The sequence below is a fragment of the Pseudomonas sp. D47 genome, assembly GCF_045447305.1.
Taxonomy (GTDB): Bacteria; Pseudomonadota; Gammaproteobacteria; order Pseudomonadales; family Pseudomonadaceae; genus Aquipseudomonas.
Genome location: NZ_JBJGXU010000010.1, coordinates 49,170 through 66,392, shown reverse-complemented (window position 1 = coordinate 66,392; position 17,223 = coordinate 49,170). Strand labels below are relative to the sequence as shown.

General features: G+C 59.3%; 11 protein-coding genes and 3 pseudogenes. 7 read left to right on the top strand and 7 right to left on the bottom strand.

Annotation, left to right across the window (positions count from 1 at the left end):
• The first annotated feature begins 154 nt into the window (after window positions 1–154).
• The 5 genes from ACI77I_RS09810 (at window position 155) to ACI77I_RS09790 (ending at window position 6,967) form a co-directional block, all read left to right on the top strand.
• Window positions 155–1,096, top strand: a complete 942-nt coding sequence (locus ACI77I_RS09810) for a rhodanese-related sulfurtransferase (RefSeq protein ID WP_094949875.1) — start codon at window positions 155–157, stop codon at window positions 1,094–1,096.
• Between the two features lie 36 nt (window positions 1,097–1,132).
• Window positions 1,133–1,735: a DsbA family protein gene (locus ACI77I_RS09805; protein ID WP_176462909.1), complete on the top strand. Its 603-nt coding sequence runs from the start codon at window positions 1,133–1,135 to the stop codon at window positions 1,733–1,735.
• The gene (locus ACI77I_RS09800) at window positions 1,728–3,563 is read left to right on the top strand and encodes an ABC transporter ATP-binding protein (RefSeq protein WP_094949873.1); all 1,836 of its coding nucleotides are present in this window, start codon (window positions 1,728–1,730) and stop codon (window positions 3,561–3,563) included. The genes ACI77I_RS09805 and ACI77I_RS09800 overlap by 8 nt, the downstream gene beginning before the upstream one ends.
• Window positions 3,564–3,634: 71 nt before the next feature.
• A complete protein-coding gene (locus ACI77I_RS09795; RefSeq protein WP_242151483.1) occupies window positions 3,635–6,109 on the top strand; it encodes an EAL domain-containing protein in 2,475 nt (824 codons plus the stop codon).
• Between the two features lie 78 nt (window positions 6,110–6,187).
• Window positions 6,188–6,967 carry a TenA family transcriptional regulator gene (locus ACI77I_RS09790; protein ID WP_371917655.1) on the top strand — a complete coding sequence of 260 codons (780 nt, stop codon included), beginning with the start codon at window positions 6,188–6,190 and terminating at the stop codon, window positions 6,965–6,967.
• Window positions 6,968–6,989: 22 nt separating this feature from the next.
• On the opposite strand, the gene ACI77I_RS09785 is transcribed toward ACI77I_RS09790, so the two are convergent.
• The 3 genes and pseudogenes from ACI77I_RS09785 to ACI77I_RS09775 form a co-directional block, all read right to left on the bottom strand.
• A complete protein-coding gene (locus ACI77I_RS09785; protein ID WP_083357601.1) occupies window positions 6,990–7,916 on the bottom strand; it encodes a GGDEF domain-containing protein in 927 nt (308 codons plus the stop codon).
• 329 nt (window positions 7,917–8,245) lie between these two features.
• Window positions 8,246–8,446 (bottom strand): annotated as a pseudogene (locus ACI77I_RS09780) (hypothetical protein); the annotation flags it as partial.
• Window positions 8,447–8,776: 330 nt separating this feature from the next.
• Window positions 8,777–8,982, bottom strand: a pseudogene (locus ACI77I_RS09775) (IS3 family transposase); the annotation flags it as partial.
• A gap of 510 nt (window positions 8,983–9,492) precedes the next feature.
• Between ACI77I_RS09775 and ACI77I_RS09770 the strand changes: the two are divergent.
• Entirely contained in the window at window positions 9,493–10,983 is a 1,491-nt protein-coding gene (locus ACI77I_RS09770) for an aldehyde dehydrogenase (protein ID WP_083357602.1), read from the top strand.
• Window positions 10,984–11,124: 141 nt separating this feature from the next.
• Window positions 11,125–12,819 (top strand): AMP-binding protein, encoded by a 1,695-nt coding sequence (locus tag ACI77I_RS09765; RefSeq protein ID WP_083357603.1) that lies wholly within the window; start codon window positions 11,125–11,127, stop codon window positions 12,817–12,819.
• Window positions 12,820–12,980: 161 nt separating this feature from the next.
• On the opposite strand, the pseudogene ACI77I_RS09760 reads toward ACI77I_RS09765, so the two are convergent.
• From ACI77I_RS09760 to ACI77I_RS09745, 4 genes and pseudogenes are all read right to left on the bottom strand, one after another.
• Window positions 12,981–13,342, bottom strand: a pseudogene (locus ACI77I_RS09760) (pyrroloquinoline quinone biosynthesis protein PqqE); the annotation flags it as partial.
• Window positions 13,343–13,712: 370 nt separating this feature from the next.
• A complete protein-coding gene (gene pqqA, locus ACI77I_RS09755; protein WP_003243383.1) occupies window positions 13,713–13,784 on the bottom strand; it encodes a pyrroloquinoline quinone precursor peptide PqqA in 72 nt (23 codons plus the stop codon).
• Between the two features lie 119 nt (window positions 13,785–13,903).
• On the bottom strand, window positions 13,904–16,000 hold the full coding sequence (locus ACI77I_RS09750) for a PQQ-dependent dehydrogenase, methanol/ethanol family (protein ID WP_406997403.1): 2,097 nt from the start codon (window positions 15,998–16,000) through the stop codon (window positions 13,904–13,906).
• Between the two features lie 54 nt (window positions 16,001–16,054).
• The gene (locus tag ACI77I_RS09745) at window positions 16,055–16,987 is read right to left on the bottom strand and encodes a transporter (RefSeq protein WP_083357605.1); all 933 of its coding nucleotides are present in this window, start codon (window positions 16,985–16,987) and stop codon (window positions 16,055–16,057) included.
• Between the last annotated feature and the right edge of the window lie 236 nt (window positions 16,988–17,223).

The following is a 17,223-nucleotide window of genomic DNA, read 5'->3' as shown; positions in this document are numbered from 1 at the left end:
AGCCAAAGCCGTGAGTGAGTCAAGGAAATATCGGTGACTGAGTGTCGATGCAGTGGCGTCGCGGTTTTGTTAGAATGCGCGCCGCGCGGCTTGGCCTGCATTTTTCTAAATCCGGTTCACCCCTTACGAGGGTAGCCACCTGGAGATAACACCGATGACTCAACCGATCGTCGTGGCGGCACTGTATAAGTTCGTCACCCTCGAAGATTACGTCGCCCTGCGCGAGCCACTGCTGCAGGCAATGGTCGACAACGGCATCAAAGGCACCTTGCTGATCGCCGAAGAAGGCATCAACGGCACCGTTTCCGGCAGCCGCGAAGGCATTGATGGCCTGATGGCCTGGCTGAAGAATGACCCACGCATGGACGATATCGACCACAAAGAGTCGTACTGCGATGACCAACCGTTCTACCGCACCAAGGTCAAGCTCAAGAAAGAGATCGTGACCCTGGGCGTCGAAGGCGTCGACCCGAACAAAAAAGTCGGCACCTACGTCAACCCGCAAGACTGGAATGCGCTAATCAGCGACCCCGAAGTGCTGTTGATCGATACCCGCAACGATTACGAAGTGTCGATCGGCACCTTTGAGGGCGCAATCGACCCGAAAACCACCAGTTTTCGCGAATTTCCCGACTATATCAAAGCCAACTTCGACCCCGCCAAGCACAAGAAAGTCGCCATGTTCTGTACCGGCGGCATTCGTTGCGAAAAGGCGTCGAGCTACATGCTCAGCGAAGGCTTTGACGAGGTTTACCACCTCAAGGGCGGCATCCTGAAGTACCTCGAAGAGGTGCCGCAGGCAGAAACCAAGTGGCAGGGCGACTGCTTTGTGTTCGACAACCGCGTGACCGTGCGCCACGACTTGAGCGAAGGCGACTACGATCAATGTCATGCCTGCCGCACACCGGTCAGCGTAGAAGACCGTGCGTCCGAGCACTATGTGGCTGGCATCAGTTGCCCGCATTGCTGGGATAAGCTGCCGGAGAAGACCCGTCGCAGCGCCATAGACCGGCAAAAGCAGATTGAGCTGGCCAAGGCCCGCAACATGCCGCACCCGATTGGCTTCAACTATAAGCAAACCCCTTCCGAGGCCTGACCCATGCCCGCGCGCCTGCTCTATGTGATGGACCCGATGTGTTCCTGGTGCTGGGGCTTTGCCCCGGTGGCCGAGGCGTTGGTGGAGCAGGCCCAGGCCGCAGGCGTGGAGCTGCACCTGGTGGTGGGCGGCTTGCGCACCGGCAGCGGCGCGGCGTTGGAGCCGACCACCCGGCGCTACATCCTCGAACACTGGCAGGCGGTCACCGAGGCCACCGGCCAGCCGTTCAAGCATGAAGGCGCCTTGCCCGACGGCTTTGTCTATGACACCGAGCCTGCGTGCCGCGCCATCGTTACGGCGCGCAGCCTGGCACCGGATTGTGCCTGGAAACTGCTGGGGCTGATCCAGCGCGCGTTTTATGTCGAGGGCCGCGATGTGACCCTCGCCAGCGTGCTGGTAGAGCTGGCCGAGGCGGCGGGCATCCCGCGCATCGAGTTCGCCGGTGCGTTCGACCGCGCCGAGCAGCACGCCGCAACAGCCGCCGATTTCACGTGGGTGCAGGATTTGGGCATTGCCGGCTTCCCGACGCTGTTGGCCGAGCGTAATGGCCAGCTTGCGTTACTGACCAACGGCTACCAGCCGCTGTCCGAGCTGTCGCCCTTGCTCGCCCGTTGGTTGGAGCGCGCCACCTGTGCATGACGAGCCTGGGCATGACCAGCCCGACCTTTCTGAGCAGCCCAAGCGCACCGATCGACTGACCTGGGCGGAAATTCGCCGCCTGGCCCTGCGTCACAAAAAAGCCCTGTGGATCGCCAATGGCGTGGCCGTGCTGGCGACCCTGTGCAGCGTGCCCATCCCATTGCTGTTGCCCCTGCTGGTGGACGAAGTGCTGCTGGGCCATGGCGATGCCGCGCTCAAGGTGATGAACAACGCATTGCCTCTGGGGTGGCAGAAGGCTGCCGGTTATATCGGCTTGATGCTGCTGGTGACGCTGTTCCTGCGCTGTGGCGCATTGGTGTTCAACGTGGTGCAGGCGCGGCTGTTTGCGCGGCTGGCCAAGGACATCGTGTACCGCATCCGCGTACGCCTGATCGAACGGCTCAAGCGCATTTCCCTCGGCGAATACGAAAGCCTGGGCAGCGGCACGGTCACCACGCACTTGGTCACCGACCTGGACACGCTGGACAAGTTTGTCGGCGAAACCCTCAGCCGCTTCTTGGTGGCCATGCTCACGTTGGTCGGCACCTCGGCGATTCTGGTGTGGATGCACTGGCAGTTGGCGCTGCTGATCTTGCTGTTCAACCCGCTGGTGATCTACGCCACAGTGCAGTTGGGCAAGCGCGTCAAACACCTGAAGAAGCTCGAGAACGACAGCACCTCGCGTTTCACCCAGGCGTTGACCGAAACCCTTGATGCCATCCAAGAAGTGCGTGCTGGCAACCGCCAGGGCTTTTTCCTCGGGCGCCTCGGCCAGCGTGCCCAGGAAGTGCGCGACTACGCCATTCACTCACAATGGAAAACCGACGCCTCCAGCCGCGCCAGTGGCTTGTTGTTCCAGTTCGGCATCGACATCTTTCGCGCGGCGGCGATGCTCACGGTGCTGTTTTCCGACTTGTCCATCGGCCAGATGCTCGCGGTGTTCAGCTACCTGTGGTTCATGATCGGCCCGGTGGAGCAACTGCTGAACCTGCAATACGCCTACTACGCCGCGGGCGGGGCGTTGACGCGGATCAACGAGCTGCTGGCGCGTGCCGACGAGCCGCAATACGCCGGTGGCGCAGACCCGTTCACCGGGCGTGAGACGGTCGGCATCGAAGTGCGCGGCCTCGATTTCGGCTACGGCGAAGAGCTGGTGCTCAACCAACTGAACCTGGTTATCGCGCCGGGCGAGAAGGTGGCGATTGTCGGCGCCAGCGGCGGCGGTAAAAGTACCTTGGTGCAACTGCTGCTGGGGCTTTATACGCCGCAGGCCGGCAGTATTCGTTTCGGCGGCGCCACCCAGCAGGAAATCGGCCTTGCGACCATCCGCGAGAACGTCGCCGTGGTGTTGCAACACCCGGCATTGTTCAACGATACCGTGCGCGCCAACCTGACCATGGGCCGTTCGCGTTCGGACCAGGCGTGCTGGCAGGCGCTGGAAATCGCCCAGCTGGATGCTACCGTCAAGGCGCTACCTTTGGGCCTGGACAGTGTGGTGGGGCGCTCCGGCGTGCGTTTCTCCGGCGGTCAGCGCCAACGCCTGGCCATCGCGCGAATGGTGCTGGCCGAGCCTAAAGTGGTGATTCTGGATGAGGCCACCTCCGCCTTGGACGCCGCCACCGAGTACAACTTGCACCAAGCGTTGGCGCGGTTTCTCAGTGGGCGTACTACACTGATCATCGCTCACCGGCTTTCAGCGGTGAAACAGGCTGACCGGGTGTTAGTGTTTGATGGTGGGCATATCGCCGAAGATGGCGACCATCAGCAATTGATCGCGGAGGGTGGGTTGTACGCCAAACTTTACGGGCACCTGCAACAAGTGCGTTGAGTTAGCCTAAGCTGTGCTATCGGGAGCGGATTTTCGCGTGCGTATTAAGCTGTGCATGTGCAAGGGACTTCATGAAGCAGAAGCGGACTCTCGGAGCGACGTTAATCAGACCTCGGCTGCTGGGCATCGTCTGGCCCTTTATTGCCGTTGTACTGTTCCAGGCATTGTTAGGCAGCGTCAGTCTGTACGTGCTTTCAGCGGTGCGGGGTTATGTGGCGGGTGAGAGCTTATGGTCCAAGGGCCAGAAAGACGCTATCTACTACCTGACCCTCTACGCCGATAATCGCGACCCTGCCACTTACCTCAAATACCAGCAAGCCATCGCCGTGCCCCAGGGCGGGCATGAGTTACGTGTCGCCCTGGATCGCGTCAGCCCCGACCTTCCCGCCGCGCGCCTGGGCATCCTCAAGGGCGGCAACCACCCTGATGACGTGTCCAGCCTGATCTGGCTGTACCTCAATTTTCGCCATTTCAGCTACTTGGAAAAAGCCATTGAACTGTGGACTGTGGGCGACGGTTATCTGGTGCAGTTGGATGACTTGGCTCAGGCGATGCACCAAGCGATCCGCACCAATCAAGTCAACAGCAACGATGTACGGGACTGGAAGACGCGCATCACGGCCATTAACGATGGCGTCACACCGGCGGCGAAGGCGTTCAGCGATGCCTTGGGCGAGGGCTCGCGGGTCATCCTGCGGCTGTTGTTGATCACCAATCTGGCCACGGCCTTGGGCCTGATCGCCCTGGCGCTGCTGCGCACGCACAAGCTGCTGACCCAGCGCCATGAGTTTGCCAGCGCGCTGCAAGCGGAGAAGGAGCGGGCGCAGATTACCCTGGAGTCGATTGGTGACGGCGTGATCACCACCGATGTCGACGGCGCTATCGCCTACATGAACCCGGCGGCCGAGGCGCTGACCCACTGGAAGACCGCCCAGGCTCAAGGCTTGCCCTTGGCCGCGTTGTTCAGCCTGCTCGATGAAAATGCCGAGCCTGACGGCTTTACCCTGATCGAGCACATCATCAAGGGCGAACTCAGTGGCGGCAGCGAGCATTCCAAGCTGATCCAGCGCGTGGACGGCAGTACGGTCTCGGTGACGCTGGTGGGCGCGCCGATCCGCAGTGCCGGTAAGGTCAGTGGCGCGGTGCTGGTGCTGCACGATATGACCCAGGAGCGCCAGTACATCGCCAACCTGTCGTGGCAAGCGACCCATGATGCCTTGACTGGCTTGGCCAACCGGCGCGAATTCGAGTTCCGCCTGGAGCAGGTGCTGCAACGGGTAGCACGGCAGAAAAATGCTCGGCATGCGTTGATGTTCCTCGACCTGGACCAGTTCAAGCTGGTCAACGATACCTGCGGCCATGCTGCCGGTGACGAGTTGTTGCGGCATATCTGCGCGCTGCTGCAATCGGACCTGCGCGAGGGTGACACCCTGGCACGTCTGGGCGGCGACGAGTTTGGCATCCTCTTGGAGAACTGCCCGGCGCCGGTTGCGGAGAAGATCGCTGAGAGCCTGCGCCATACCGTGCAAAACCTGCATTTCGTGTGGAAAGGCCGACCGTTCATGACCACCGTCAGTATTGGCCTGGTGCATATCTCGCAAACCCCGACCACGTTGGAAACCTCGCTGCGCGCCGCCGACATGGCCTGTTACATGGCCAAGGAAAAGGGCCGCAACCGCGTGCAGGTCTACCATGCCGATGACTCGGAGTTGTCCCTGCGGTTTGGCGAAATGGCTTGGGTGCAGCGCCTGCACATGGCCCTGGAGGAAAATCGGTTTTGCTTGTATGCGCAGGAAATTTCGCCTTTGGGCCACACCGAGGGCGGCAATGGGCATGTGGAAATTCTGCTGCGCCTGCACGACGAGGCCGGTCGGATCATTCTGCCGGACAGCTTTATCCCCGCCGCCGAGCGTTATGGCCTGATGACATCGCTGGACCGCTGGGTGGTAGAGAACGTGTTCAAGATTATTGCCGACTGCATGCTTGAGCGGCCAGGCCGGCCAATGGCGATGTGTGCGATTAATCTGTCAGGTATTACTATTGGCGATGACGACTTTCTCGGATTTTTGCGTGAGAAATTCGCGGTTTATAACATTCCGCCAGAAATGATATGTTTTGAAATAACAGAGACCAGTGCTATCGCAAATTTGGGTAGTGCAATTCGTTTTATTAATGAACTCAAAGCGTTAGGTTGCTATTTCTCACTGGATGACTTTTGTGCCGGAATGTCCTCATTCGCCTATCTCAAACATTTACCTGTAGACTTCCTGAAGATCGATGGAAGTTTCGTAAAGGATATGCTGGACGACCCGATTAACCGCGCGATGGTCGAAGTGATCAACCACATCGGCCACGTCATGGGTAAGCGCACCATTGCCGAGTTTGTTGAAACACCGCAAATCGAACAGGCTTTACTTGAGATCGGTGTGGATTACGCTCAGGGCTACCTGATTGAACGCCCGCAATTGTTTACCTTTGATAGCTTGCAGTGTCGACCTGTGCGGCCGCAGCCTCTGTTATTCAAGGCGCCCGGCACATTCCGTTGAAACATTTGCTGGTCTGTACTATCACACTAAAAAAGGAGCCTTACAGTGATCGACACCTTCAACAGAACCGGCCCGCTTATGGAAGCCTCAAGTTACCCTGCCTGGGCGCAACAATTGATCCAGGCCTGTAGCGAGAGCAAGCGCCGAGTTGTCGAGCACGAACTGTATCAGCGCATGCGCGATAACACGCTCAGCGCCAAGACCATGCGCCACTACCTTATCGGTGGCTGGCCAGTGGTGGAGCAGTTTGCCTTGTACATGGCACAAAACCTCACCAAGACCAAGTTTGCCCGCCATCCTGGGGAGGATATGGCGCGCCGGTGGCTGATGCGTAATATTCGCGTGGAACTGAACCATGCCGACTATTGGGTACATTGGGCCCGCGCCCATGGCGTGAGCCTGGAAGAGTTGCAAGCGCAGAACGTACCGCCGGAATTGCACGCACTGAGCCATTGGTGCTGGCACACCAGCTCGGCCGATTCGTTGATCGTTGCGATTGCCGCGACCAACTACGCGATCGAGGGGGCGACCGGGGAGTGGTCTGCCGTGGTGTGTTCGACCGGTGTGTACGCGGCAGCCTTCCCTGAGGAAGAGCGCAAGCGCGCCATGAAATGGTTGAAGATGCACGCGCAGTACGACGATGCCCACCCGTGGGAAGCGCTCGAAATAATCTGCACCCTGGCAGGGATGAACCCGAGCAAAACCTTGCAGGAAGAACTGCGTCAGGCCGTGTGCAAAAGCTATGACTACATGTACCTGTTTTTGGAAAGCTGCATGCGTTTGGAGAAGGAGAAAGACAAGGAAAAGGCGCCCCTAGCGATTCGCGAGCGTCAGGCACGCGTCGCCAGCGAGGCGTGATGTAAAGGTGATGGCGGGGTGCTTACCCCGCCATTGCCAAGCGGTTGCGGCCTTCGCGCTTGGCCACGTACAAGGCGTTGTCGGCGCGGCGTAACAGGCTTTCGGCCGACTCGGCGGCCAGCAAGGTCGAGCAGCCCAGGCTCACCGTCAATTCGATCTTGGTGTCATCTGCCCAGTAATCCTGAGCGTGTGCAGCCCGGCGCAAGCGCTCGCCGACCATGCCTGCCGCATCCCGGCCGGTGTTCGACAGCAGGATTAGAAACTCTTCCCCGCCAAACCGAAACACCATGTCCACGTTGCGCAGTTGGCTTTTGATCGAGCCGGCCACGGCGCGCAGTACTTTGTCGCCGGCCGCATGACCGTGGGTGTCGTTGATGTTCTTGAAGTGATCGATGTCCAGCATCAGCAAGGACAGCGGGCTCAGGTGCCGCCGGGCCATGTCGATTTCCCGTTGCAGGGTCTGGTCCATGGCAATGCGATTGCCGGTTTCGGTCAATGGATCGCGCAGCGCGCTGCGGGTGGCGGTACGGTAGAGCAGGGCGTTGCGCATCGGGTACAGCAAGCTCGCCAGCAGCGCCTCCAACTGGCTCAGTTCGTCGTCCATTAAGCGCTGGTTGCGACGGAATATCAGCTCGCCCAAATGCTCGCCTTCATGGCTCAAGGTGTAGCTCACCGAGTGGTGGCCGCGATGGCCGAATTCCAGGCGCAGGTCGCTGGGTTCATGGCGGTAGTGCAACGCGTCCAGGGGCACCAGGCGTTGCACCTCGCGAAAGAACAGGCCAAGGATGCGCTCCGGCTCCAGGCTGGTCTGCAATTGCTGGCCCAGTTGCTGGCGCAGTTCGTTAAAAGTGACGGGGCGGCGGGGACGAAGGGCTGGTTGACCAAACCCCAGGCGTTGCAATTTTGCACTGTCGAAGTCAATTGCGTTGGTCTGGGTTGGTGATTTCATAAGCTAACGGCCTCTAAGCACTTAACTGTCTTACAGGCTCGATGAGAGTGGCGAATGCCAAGCGTCTTACTGCTCCTTCAGTTCTGTAAAACATCGGAAACAGTCTAAACCGCTTTGCCCGGGGTTATAACCCCTAGGCCCTGCCACACGTCTTGTCATCGCTTAACCTGCTTGAAAGGGCTTAGAGCGATATTCGTGCCACTTTGTTTAACTTAATAAAACTCCTTATAAATCAACGACCATTTTTAAAGTCAAAAAAGGTCGTTGCGTAATGACGTCAGTTATTTGGCTGGTTGAGTTGCGATGTTGCCCGACGCACCTGCCGGACCTTACTGTTTTTGTGGGTCGAACTGTTTATCGCGAATAAACAGCGCCGGTATCACGCCATAGGGAATCCCGTACAGGAAGCCGAACACCACCAGCATCCACAAGATATTGTCGGGCCTCTGGAACAGCACGATCACCGGCAGGAACACCGCCGTGCCGAGTGCGCCTAACGCGAACACGCTGCGGCGCCCTAAGCGGTCGGCAGGTTTGGTTTTCCAGAGCCGTTCACGAATGTCTTGCGGGGCACTGACGAGCGAGGCTCTCAATTGATTGAGCGCTTGAGTTTTCGCTCTGACTGCGATGCGCCGAGCAACCGACTCCCCGCATCGCTTCTGCCACACCCGATGGGGGCTTGGCGATTGCCGTAGCGTTTCCCGAACGAGGCCCCTATCAGGTCGCAGATGCTGGGCCCGGCGATGCCAGGTAGCGTCAGCGCCCAATCCTATTGGCCAATCCCCGCACGGGTCAGATTGGGCTGACGCTCTTGAGCGGAGTGAACGGAGTGTCCCAGCAATTTCACGGCGACTCATGCTCTGGCGCATGCAGAGGCCCAGAGCGACAGCCAGGCAGTGCCACTTTCCTTGTGCCCAAATATAGGTGATGTCACCGCCCCCGTCCTGATTGGGAGTTGGCACATCAAACTCAGGGTTAAAGGTTTGCGGGATATCGAGTCTTTCTACAGCCGCTCGTTTAACGCATGTGGGCCGGGTTGTTTACTGACTAAATCGAGCCCGCGCACCTACGCAAACGGCTTGATGAGCAGATCAGGGAGTATGCAGGCCTGCACCCGTAGCGCCGCCTCGTTATGCCCGCGCCGCCACTCCGCAGGGCCTCATTAACCAACAGGACGGAAATGATGCCTTTGTCGACGCAAGATTCGGTCGCGCGATCCCTTAACGGGGCTGTGCAGGTGTGCGCACGTTTTGAGAGGCGCACGCCATTGTCGGCTCATGCATTGCCATAGGCGTGCATGAAACGAATGGCTTCGCGAAAACGGCCCTCGGCTTTAGTAACGCGCCCGCCAGCGGGTTGATGGCGAGCCGGCCTAGCGCGAGTCGGTCGCCTGCACGGGGCAGCCGGTGTCTCACTTTGAGACAGCTGTATAAGCCCAATACACCACGCGTCGCGACCGTTACGCCTGACTGGGGCCTGAAAAGGCCGCAGCCCTGGGCTCGCGCCACTTGGGTAGGGCTGGCATGGGCCTTGCTCCTCGGACTTTTACTACATCCACAACAATGAGGCCTCGCCCATGGAACACGTACCGCTGCATTCCAAGACCATCGAATTCCTCTCCAAGCGACCTCAAATGCTGATTGGCGCTGGATGGATAGACGCCGCCAGCGGAGCGACCATGGTCGTGCGCAACCCCGCCACCGGTGAACGCTTGCTGGACGTACCGTCGGCCGATCACGTCGACGTAGACCGCGCGGTGCAGGCCGCGCGCCGTGCTTTCGATGACTCGGCGTGGAGCCGCACACGTCCACGTGAGCGGCAAAACCTGTTGTGGCGTCTGGCCGACCTGATTGAGCGCGACGCCCAGGTAATCGCTGAGTTGGAATGCCTGAACAACGGTAAAAGCGCGCAGATGGCGCGCTTGGTTGACGTGCAACTGTCCGTCGACTCCCTGCGCTATATGGCTGGCTGGGCCACCAAACTCTCCGGCACCACGGTAGATCCGTCTTTGCCACTGATGGCCGGCGGCGAATTCCACGCGTTCATCCGCCGCGAGGCGGTGGGCGTTGTCGGCGCCATCGTCGCCTGGAACTTCCCCTTCATGCTGGCCTGCTGGAAGCTCGGCCCGGCCCTGGCCACTGGTTGCAGCCTGGTGCTCAAGCCTGCCGACGAAACCCCGCTGAGCGCCCTGAAACTGGCCGAACTGGTACTTGAGGCGGGCTACCCCGCCGGTGTCTTCAACGTCGTCACCGGCACCGGCCTCCAGGCCGGCGCAGCACTTACCCGTCATCCAGGCGTGGACAAACTGACCTTCACTGGCTCCACAGAGGTAGGCAAGCAGGTCGGCAAGGTCGCCATGGACAATATGACGCGCGTCACCCTGGAACTGGGTGGTAAATCGCCCACCATCGTGCTGGCCGACGCCGACTTGCAGGAGGCCACCGCCGGCGCTGCCAACGCCATCTTCTTCAACCAGGGCCAGGTGTGCTGTGCCGGATCGCGTCTTTATGTGCAGCGCAAACACTTCGACCGCGTGGTTGGCGGCATCGTCGATATCGCCAATGGCATGAGGTTGGGCAGTGGCCTGGACCCTAGCGCGGACATCGGGCCGCTGATCTCCGCCAAGCAACAAGACCGGGTGTACAACTACATCGAAACGGGCCGCGAACTGGGCGCCACCATTGCGTGCGGCGGCGAAAAGCAGGGCCCTGGTTACTTCGTCCAACCTACCGTTATCGTCGACGTCGATCAGAAGCACCGCCTGGTGCAGGAAGAAATCTTCGGCCCGGTGCTGGTGGCCATGCCGTTCGATGACATCGATGAAGCCGTGCGCCTGGCTAACGACAACCCCTACGGCCTGGGCGCCAGCATCTGGTCCAACGACATGAGCGCGGTGCACCGCATGATCCCGCGTATCAAGTCGGGTTCGGTCTGGGTCAACTGCCATACCGCCCTTGACCCTGTCCTGCCCTTCGGCGGCTACAAGCTTTCCGGCGTCGGCCGCGAAATGGGGGCGGCAGCTATTGACCACTACACGGAACTAAAGACGGTGATGATCAAGTTGTAACCCTTTCAGGTTGGGGCAGCCCGAAAACGCCTCAGCCTATTTTTATTCTCTGCGGCTCGCCAGCCCGTCTTCATCACTCAGCTATCAGCGCAACTGGCACGCGCAACTCCGTCTTAGAACGATAAAAACAAAGGAAACGTCATGCATCAAGACAGTGACAAGCCGCAGCAAAGTTACACCCGCGGCGTTCAAAACAAAGCGTTGCTGACCATGACCATTGGCCAGGCACTCGATCAGACCGTAGCGCAATTCCCCGGCGGCGAAGCGCTGGTGGTTCGCCATCAGCAGTTACGTTATACCTGGCAGCAATTGGGCGACGCAGTAGACCTTTACGCCAGAGCACTGCTGGCCCTGGGTTTGAAAACCGGCGACCGGCTCGGCGTTTGGGCGCCCAATTGCGCGCAGTGGTGCATTGCGCAATTCGCCACGGCGAAGATCGGCGTGGTGCTGGTCTGTATCAACCCCGCCTACCGAACTACCGAACTCGAATACGCACTCAAGCTGTCCGGTTGCCAGTGGTTGTTGTGCGCCGGTGCGTTCAAGACCTCCGACTACCATGCAATGCTGCAAAGCTTGCTGCCTGAGTTAGCGGCACAACCGACCGGCCAACTACGAAGTGAACGCCTACCGGAGTTGCGCGGCTTAATTAGCCTGCAAGCCCAGCCCCCGGCGGGCTTCCTATCGTGGTCGAAACTGGGGGAGTTGGCAGCCAGCGTGCCGAGCGAACAACTGAGCGAGCGTCAGAACAGCCTGCACTTCGATCAAGCGGTCAATATCCAGTTCACCTCCGGAACGACCGGGTTCCCCAAGGGCGCCACCCTCAGCCATTACAACATTCTGAACAACGGCTACATGGTTGGCGAAAGCCTGGGGCTGGCCGCAGAGGACCGTTTGGTGATCCCGGTGCCCCTTTATCACTGCTTTGGCATGGTGGTTGGCAACCTCGCCTGCCTGACCCATGGCACCACCATGATTTATCCCAGTGACGGCTTCGACCCACTCATCACACTCACCACGGTCGCCGAAGAAAAGGCCACGGCCCTGTACGGTGTGCCGACCATGTTTATCGCCATGCTCGATCAGCCGGGCCGCGCTGAGCTCGATCTGTCGAGCCTGCGCACCGGCATCATGGCCGGGGCGATTTGCCCGATTGAAATCATGCGCCGGGTCATCGACGAGATGCACATGCACGAAGTACAGATTGCCTATGGCATGACCGAAACCAGCCCGGTGTCGCTTCAGACAGGGCCGCACGACAATCTGGACATGCGCGTCACCACCGTGGGCAGAACCCAGCCGCACCTCGAAAGCAAGATCATCGACGACGCCGGCAACCTGGTGCCGCGCGGCACCATTGGTGAGCTGTGCACCCGCGGTTATAGCGTGATGGTTGGTTACTGGCACAACCCGCAGGGCACCGCAGAAGCCATTGACCGTGCTGGCTGGATGCACACCGGTGACTTGGCAAGCATGGATGACGAGGGCTATGTGCGCATCGCCGGGCGCAACAAGGACATGATCATCCGAGGAGGTGAGAATGTTTACCCCCGTGAGTTGGAGGAATTCTTTATCACCCACCCTGCGGTTGCAGACGTGCAGGTGATTGGCATTCCCTGCACCCGATTCGGCGAAAAAATCGTCGCGTGGATCAAGCTCCACCCCGGTCACAGCGCCACCGAGCAGGAGCTGCAAGCCTGGTGCAAGGAGCGCATCGCAAACTTCAAGACCCCTCGGCATTTCAAGTTCGTCGACGAGTTTCCGATGACCGTGACCGGCAAGGTCCAGAAATTCATCATGCGTGATATCAGCATTGCGCAGATGGGTAACGAGCCGTAAGAATTGGGATTAGCCGCGATGGCTGATAGGCGATAAACGCGCATCTGCCATCGCAAACAATCTATGTTGCGCTGGGACGCCCGAGGCTTACGGCTTTGCGATCAGACGCGATTCACGCGCGTTGCGAAAGGTCAGGCTGGCGATGCCCTGACAGGCGTGTTATTTCCCCAACCATTCATGCAAGCTTTCGGGCGCTCTTCGTAATAGTCCGGCGTTACAAAGATCAGCTTGCAGGGATGGCCTTGGGCTTCGAGTTTGGCGCGGTAGTCGTCGGTGATGCGCTCGTCGCGCACCGGTTGCGTTTTGATCGCTGACAGGCCGACGCGATTTAGCTCGGCCCAGCCGTAGAACTGGCAGGTGGCAAGCTCTACGAAGTCGGCTTCCAGGGCGACGCACAGTCCGATGATGCGGTCGATGTTGTACCGATGGGGAGGAAGTTCAGCACCATCGGGTAGCCTTGGGCTTTCACCGCGCGGGCCATCGCTAATTTCTGGGCAAAAGCCTTCTTGGAGCCGGCCAGCATTGCGGTGCGCTTGGCCCAGGCGTTGGCGGAAATAGGCGCAGCCGGCGAGGTCGATCCAAGGGTAGTGCTGCGGCCAACTGTCCAGGCGTGATTGATGAGTCCAGTGCACACCATCGTCGGAAAGCGCGATGCAAGACTGGGGACGTGGCTGCGCGTGCAAGGTGCCCTCGCGCACGCCGCGGCAATGGCGGCAGTTGCAGCTCCACTAAGGACAGCCGCCGCCTGCGGCTGAGCCAAGAATCCGGATGAACATGGTCGGTTCCTGTAGGCAACCCTCGCTGGCGCGCGACCGGGGCAAAAAAAAGCCCGTGTTAACGGGCCAAAAATAACGTGGCGCGTCGCTCGAGGAAGCGTAGCGCCACGCGGAGCGTCAACGGTTGGCGAAGTACATGGTGACTTCAAAGCCGATACGCAGATCGGTGTAAGCAGGTTTGGTCCACATGATTGAGTTCCTTATTACGTTGGAGTGACTAGCTTCAAATGTTTAGTGCACATTCTTACCGTACATGACGGCGAGTCTCGGTCATGCTAACTCGCCGTCAACGCGTTACCGTTCCGTCATTACGGTGTGGCTTTGGCCGCTGCTGGTTCTTGCGACTTCAGGTACGCGGCGTATTCCTGGCTAATGACGTAGTCCTTGATCTTTTGGACATCTGCCGGTTTCAGGCTGTCCTTGAAGGAGGGCATGCCCAGAGGACGCAGCACGCCATCGAGGACGATCTGCTGGAACATGGCGCGGCGCGCGTCGTCCGACTTGCGCAGGTCCGGTATCAAACCGCCGCTGACCACGCCCACACCGTGGCATACGGTGCAGTAAGTGCCGTATAGCTGCTTGCCGGCGGTGATATCCGCAGCAGACGCTTGGACCGGTCCGGGTATGCGTGTTACCGCAGTTGCCACTTTCTCTGGCAGCGGTGGGAGGGCGGCCTTGCCGTTGAGTTTGAAGACCAACAGACGGCTGATGTTGCCGACCCCGGGTGCCAAGGAAGCATCGCCACCGATAAGCGGGGCTACACCACCCCAGCCAGCCATCAATGCGACGTACTGTTCACCTTCAAGGCTGTAGGTCATTGGCGCGGCGACGATGCCGGTCTGTGCGGCGAACGACCAGAGCCTCTTCCCTTTGTCAGCAGAGTAAGCAATGAGGTCACCGTCCGCGGTGCCCTGAAACACCAGGTTGCCGGCAGTGGTCAGGGTGCCGCCATTCCAATAGTGGGTGTACGGAACGCGCCAGGCTTCTTTCTGTTTGACGGGGTCCCACGCCACCAGCGCACCGGAGACGGCCTCGCGAGGAATCTCCGTGGTGTCATAGAACGCAGCGCCGGTGTTGAAGGCGTTGCGCTTGACGAAGTTTTTGCCTTCGTTGCGATAGACGCCGGGAATCTCCTGGTAAGGGAAATAGACCAAACCGGTTTGCGGGTTGAACGACATTGAGTGCCAGTTGTGTGCGCCAAAGGGGCTCGGCCACATCACAATTGTCTCTTTCTCGTAACGCGAACCGGGTACCTCTACCGGCTTGCCGCTGGCCAGATCGACTTTCTCGGCCCAGGTGACCTTGCCGAACTTCTCGGCAGAGAGCAGTTCGCCGGTCTGGCGGTCGAGCACATAGAAGAACCCGTTTTTTGGCGCCTGCATGAGTACCTTGCGCGGTTTACCGGCAATTTCCAGGGTTGCCAAGGTGATCTGCTGCGTGGCAGTGAAGTCCCAGGAGTCGCCCGGTGTCACTTGATAGTGCCACGCCAGTCGCCCGGTCTCCGGGTTGATGGCGAGGATCGAGGACAGGTACAGGTTGTCGCCGCCGCCCGGGCTGCGCAGCTCGCGGTTCCACGGAGAGCCGTTACCGGTACCGACGTACAGCAGGTTCATTTCCGGGTCGTAGGCCATGCTGTCCCACGCGGTACCGCCGCCGCCGAACTTCCAGTACTGGTCGCCCTTCCAGGTCTTAGCGGCTTCAACCAACTCCGGGTTTTCGTATGGCTTGCTTGGGTCGCCGGGCACCGTGTAGAAGCGCCAAGCCATTTTGCCGGTCTCGGCGTCGTAGGCGGAGAAGTAGCCGCGCACGCCGTACTCGGCGCCGCCGTTACCAATGATCACCTTGCCTTTCACCACGCGCGGCGCGCCGGTGATGGTGTATGGCTTGCTGATGTCAGTGGTCTGCTGACTCCAGACTTGCTTGCCGGTTTTGGCGTCAAGGGCGATGAGTCGGCCGTCCAGCGTGCCTATAAACACCTTGCCGTTCCACAACGCCACGCCGCGGTTTACCGCGTCGCAGCAAGCATCACGGGCCTTGTCGCGGGCAACCTGCGGGTCGAAGCTCCAGAGTGTTTTGCCGGTGCGCGCATCGACGGCAATCGCGCGGCTCCATGACAGCGAGGCGAAGAGCACGCCGTCGACGAACAGCGGCGTTGCCTCCAGACCACGGTGGTTATCAAGGTCCAGAGACCAGGCCAGACCGAGCTTGTCGGCGTTTTGTTCAGTGATCTGGTCCAGTGGGCTGAAGCGTTGTTCTTCATAGGTTCGGCCATTGCTGAGCCATTGGCTGCCGTCTTTCTTGCTGGCGATAATGGCGGCCTCGTCGACCTGGGTCGCGACGGCCAATGGCATCATCAGGGCGAGAGCTAAGCCCGCGAATAGTTGCGATGCAGACTGCGTATTCATAAACGCAGGACTCCTGTCTTGTAATTGGAATGAGACCTTTGCTGGCAAGTAGCACTAGAATATTTGAAGGATCCGCAAGTTGATGCGGCTGTCCTCCTTGAAGCCGTTTTCAACTGCCATGTCACGGCCGTAATTGACCATCAGTTGGGTGCTAGGGGTAACGAAGTACGCCGCGCCTACTGTGTATTTGCTGGTATTAGGTTTGTCGTGCATGTCCTGGCTGTCGATATTGCTTTCACCGCCCCAAAACTTCGATACCCCAACACGCACATCAAACTTGTCGGTGAAGTTGTAGCGAAGGAATGCTTGGCCTTGATACAGGGCGTTCTGTTTCTGCGTGACGCTCTGGGCGCCGTAGTCATTGTTGTTGCCGAAGAGCGTCACGTCGCCGATCAGGTCGAGGGTCAGCTTGTCGCTCAGCCCGGTGATGTATCCAGCCTGCAGGGCGAACTTCCAGCGGTTCTCACCGAGGTTGATCGCGTGGTTGTTGTCATAGCTGCCGATGGGTATATATAGGAACGGCGTGATGCCGAAGTAACGCCGCTTGTCAGGTTCATTTATCAGCCAGACGGTGGCGGCCAGGGTCAAGTCGCCGGTGCCGCTGGCGCTGCCCAAATCTTTGACATCGTCCTTAGCTTGCACGTTGCCGAATGGGAGGAGGAACTGTGGGTCGACGATGTAATCGCCAATCTTGGTGAAGTGCACGCCACGCACAATGCCGATATTGGAGTTCAGACCAGCGTCGATTGGCGCTTTGTGGCCGTTTGCATACAGTGAGTTGCGTTCGGCATGTTGGCCGTAGAGCATGCCCAGGTTGGTGCCTTCGGGAAATGCGGTGTAATCGCCGGCATCCACGTCCACAGCTGAAGCGCCGTAGGATAGGCTACCTAGCAAGCCGAACAACGCAGCTTGCAACAGATGCACCATGCCGCGTCGGGTTGACGGGCAGATGGGACGGCGCAGAGCCAGCTCTGAGCTCATTTTCATAACATCACCTTTATTGTTTTTGTTTATGTTAGAACGTAGTGACGGGTGCTTATCCGACCTCACAGCAAGTCATTAAGCAGAGCCTGTGCCACTTTTGAGTTCTAAAAAAATATCTGTAGGTGGATGATTATTATATGGATAATATTTTTCGAGGAAAGCGTATGACTGCCCCACCTGTACGACTGACTCAAATTGAGACATCGCAACAGGGGCGGACTGGCCTATTTTGAGACATT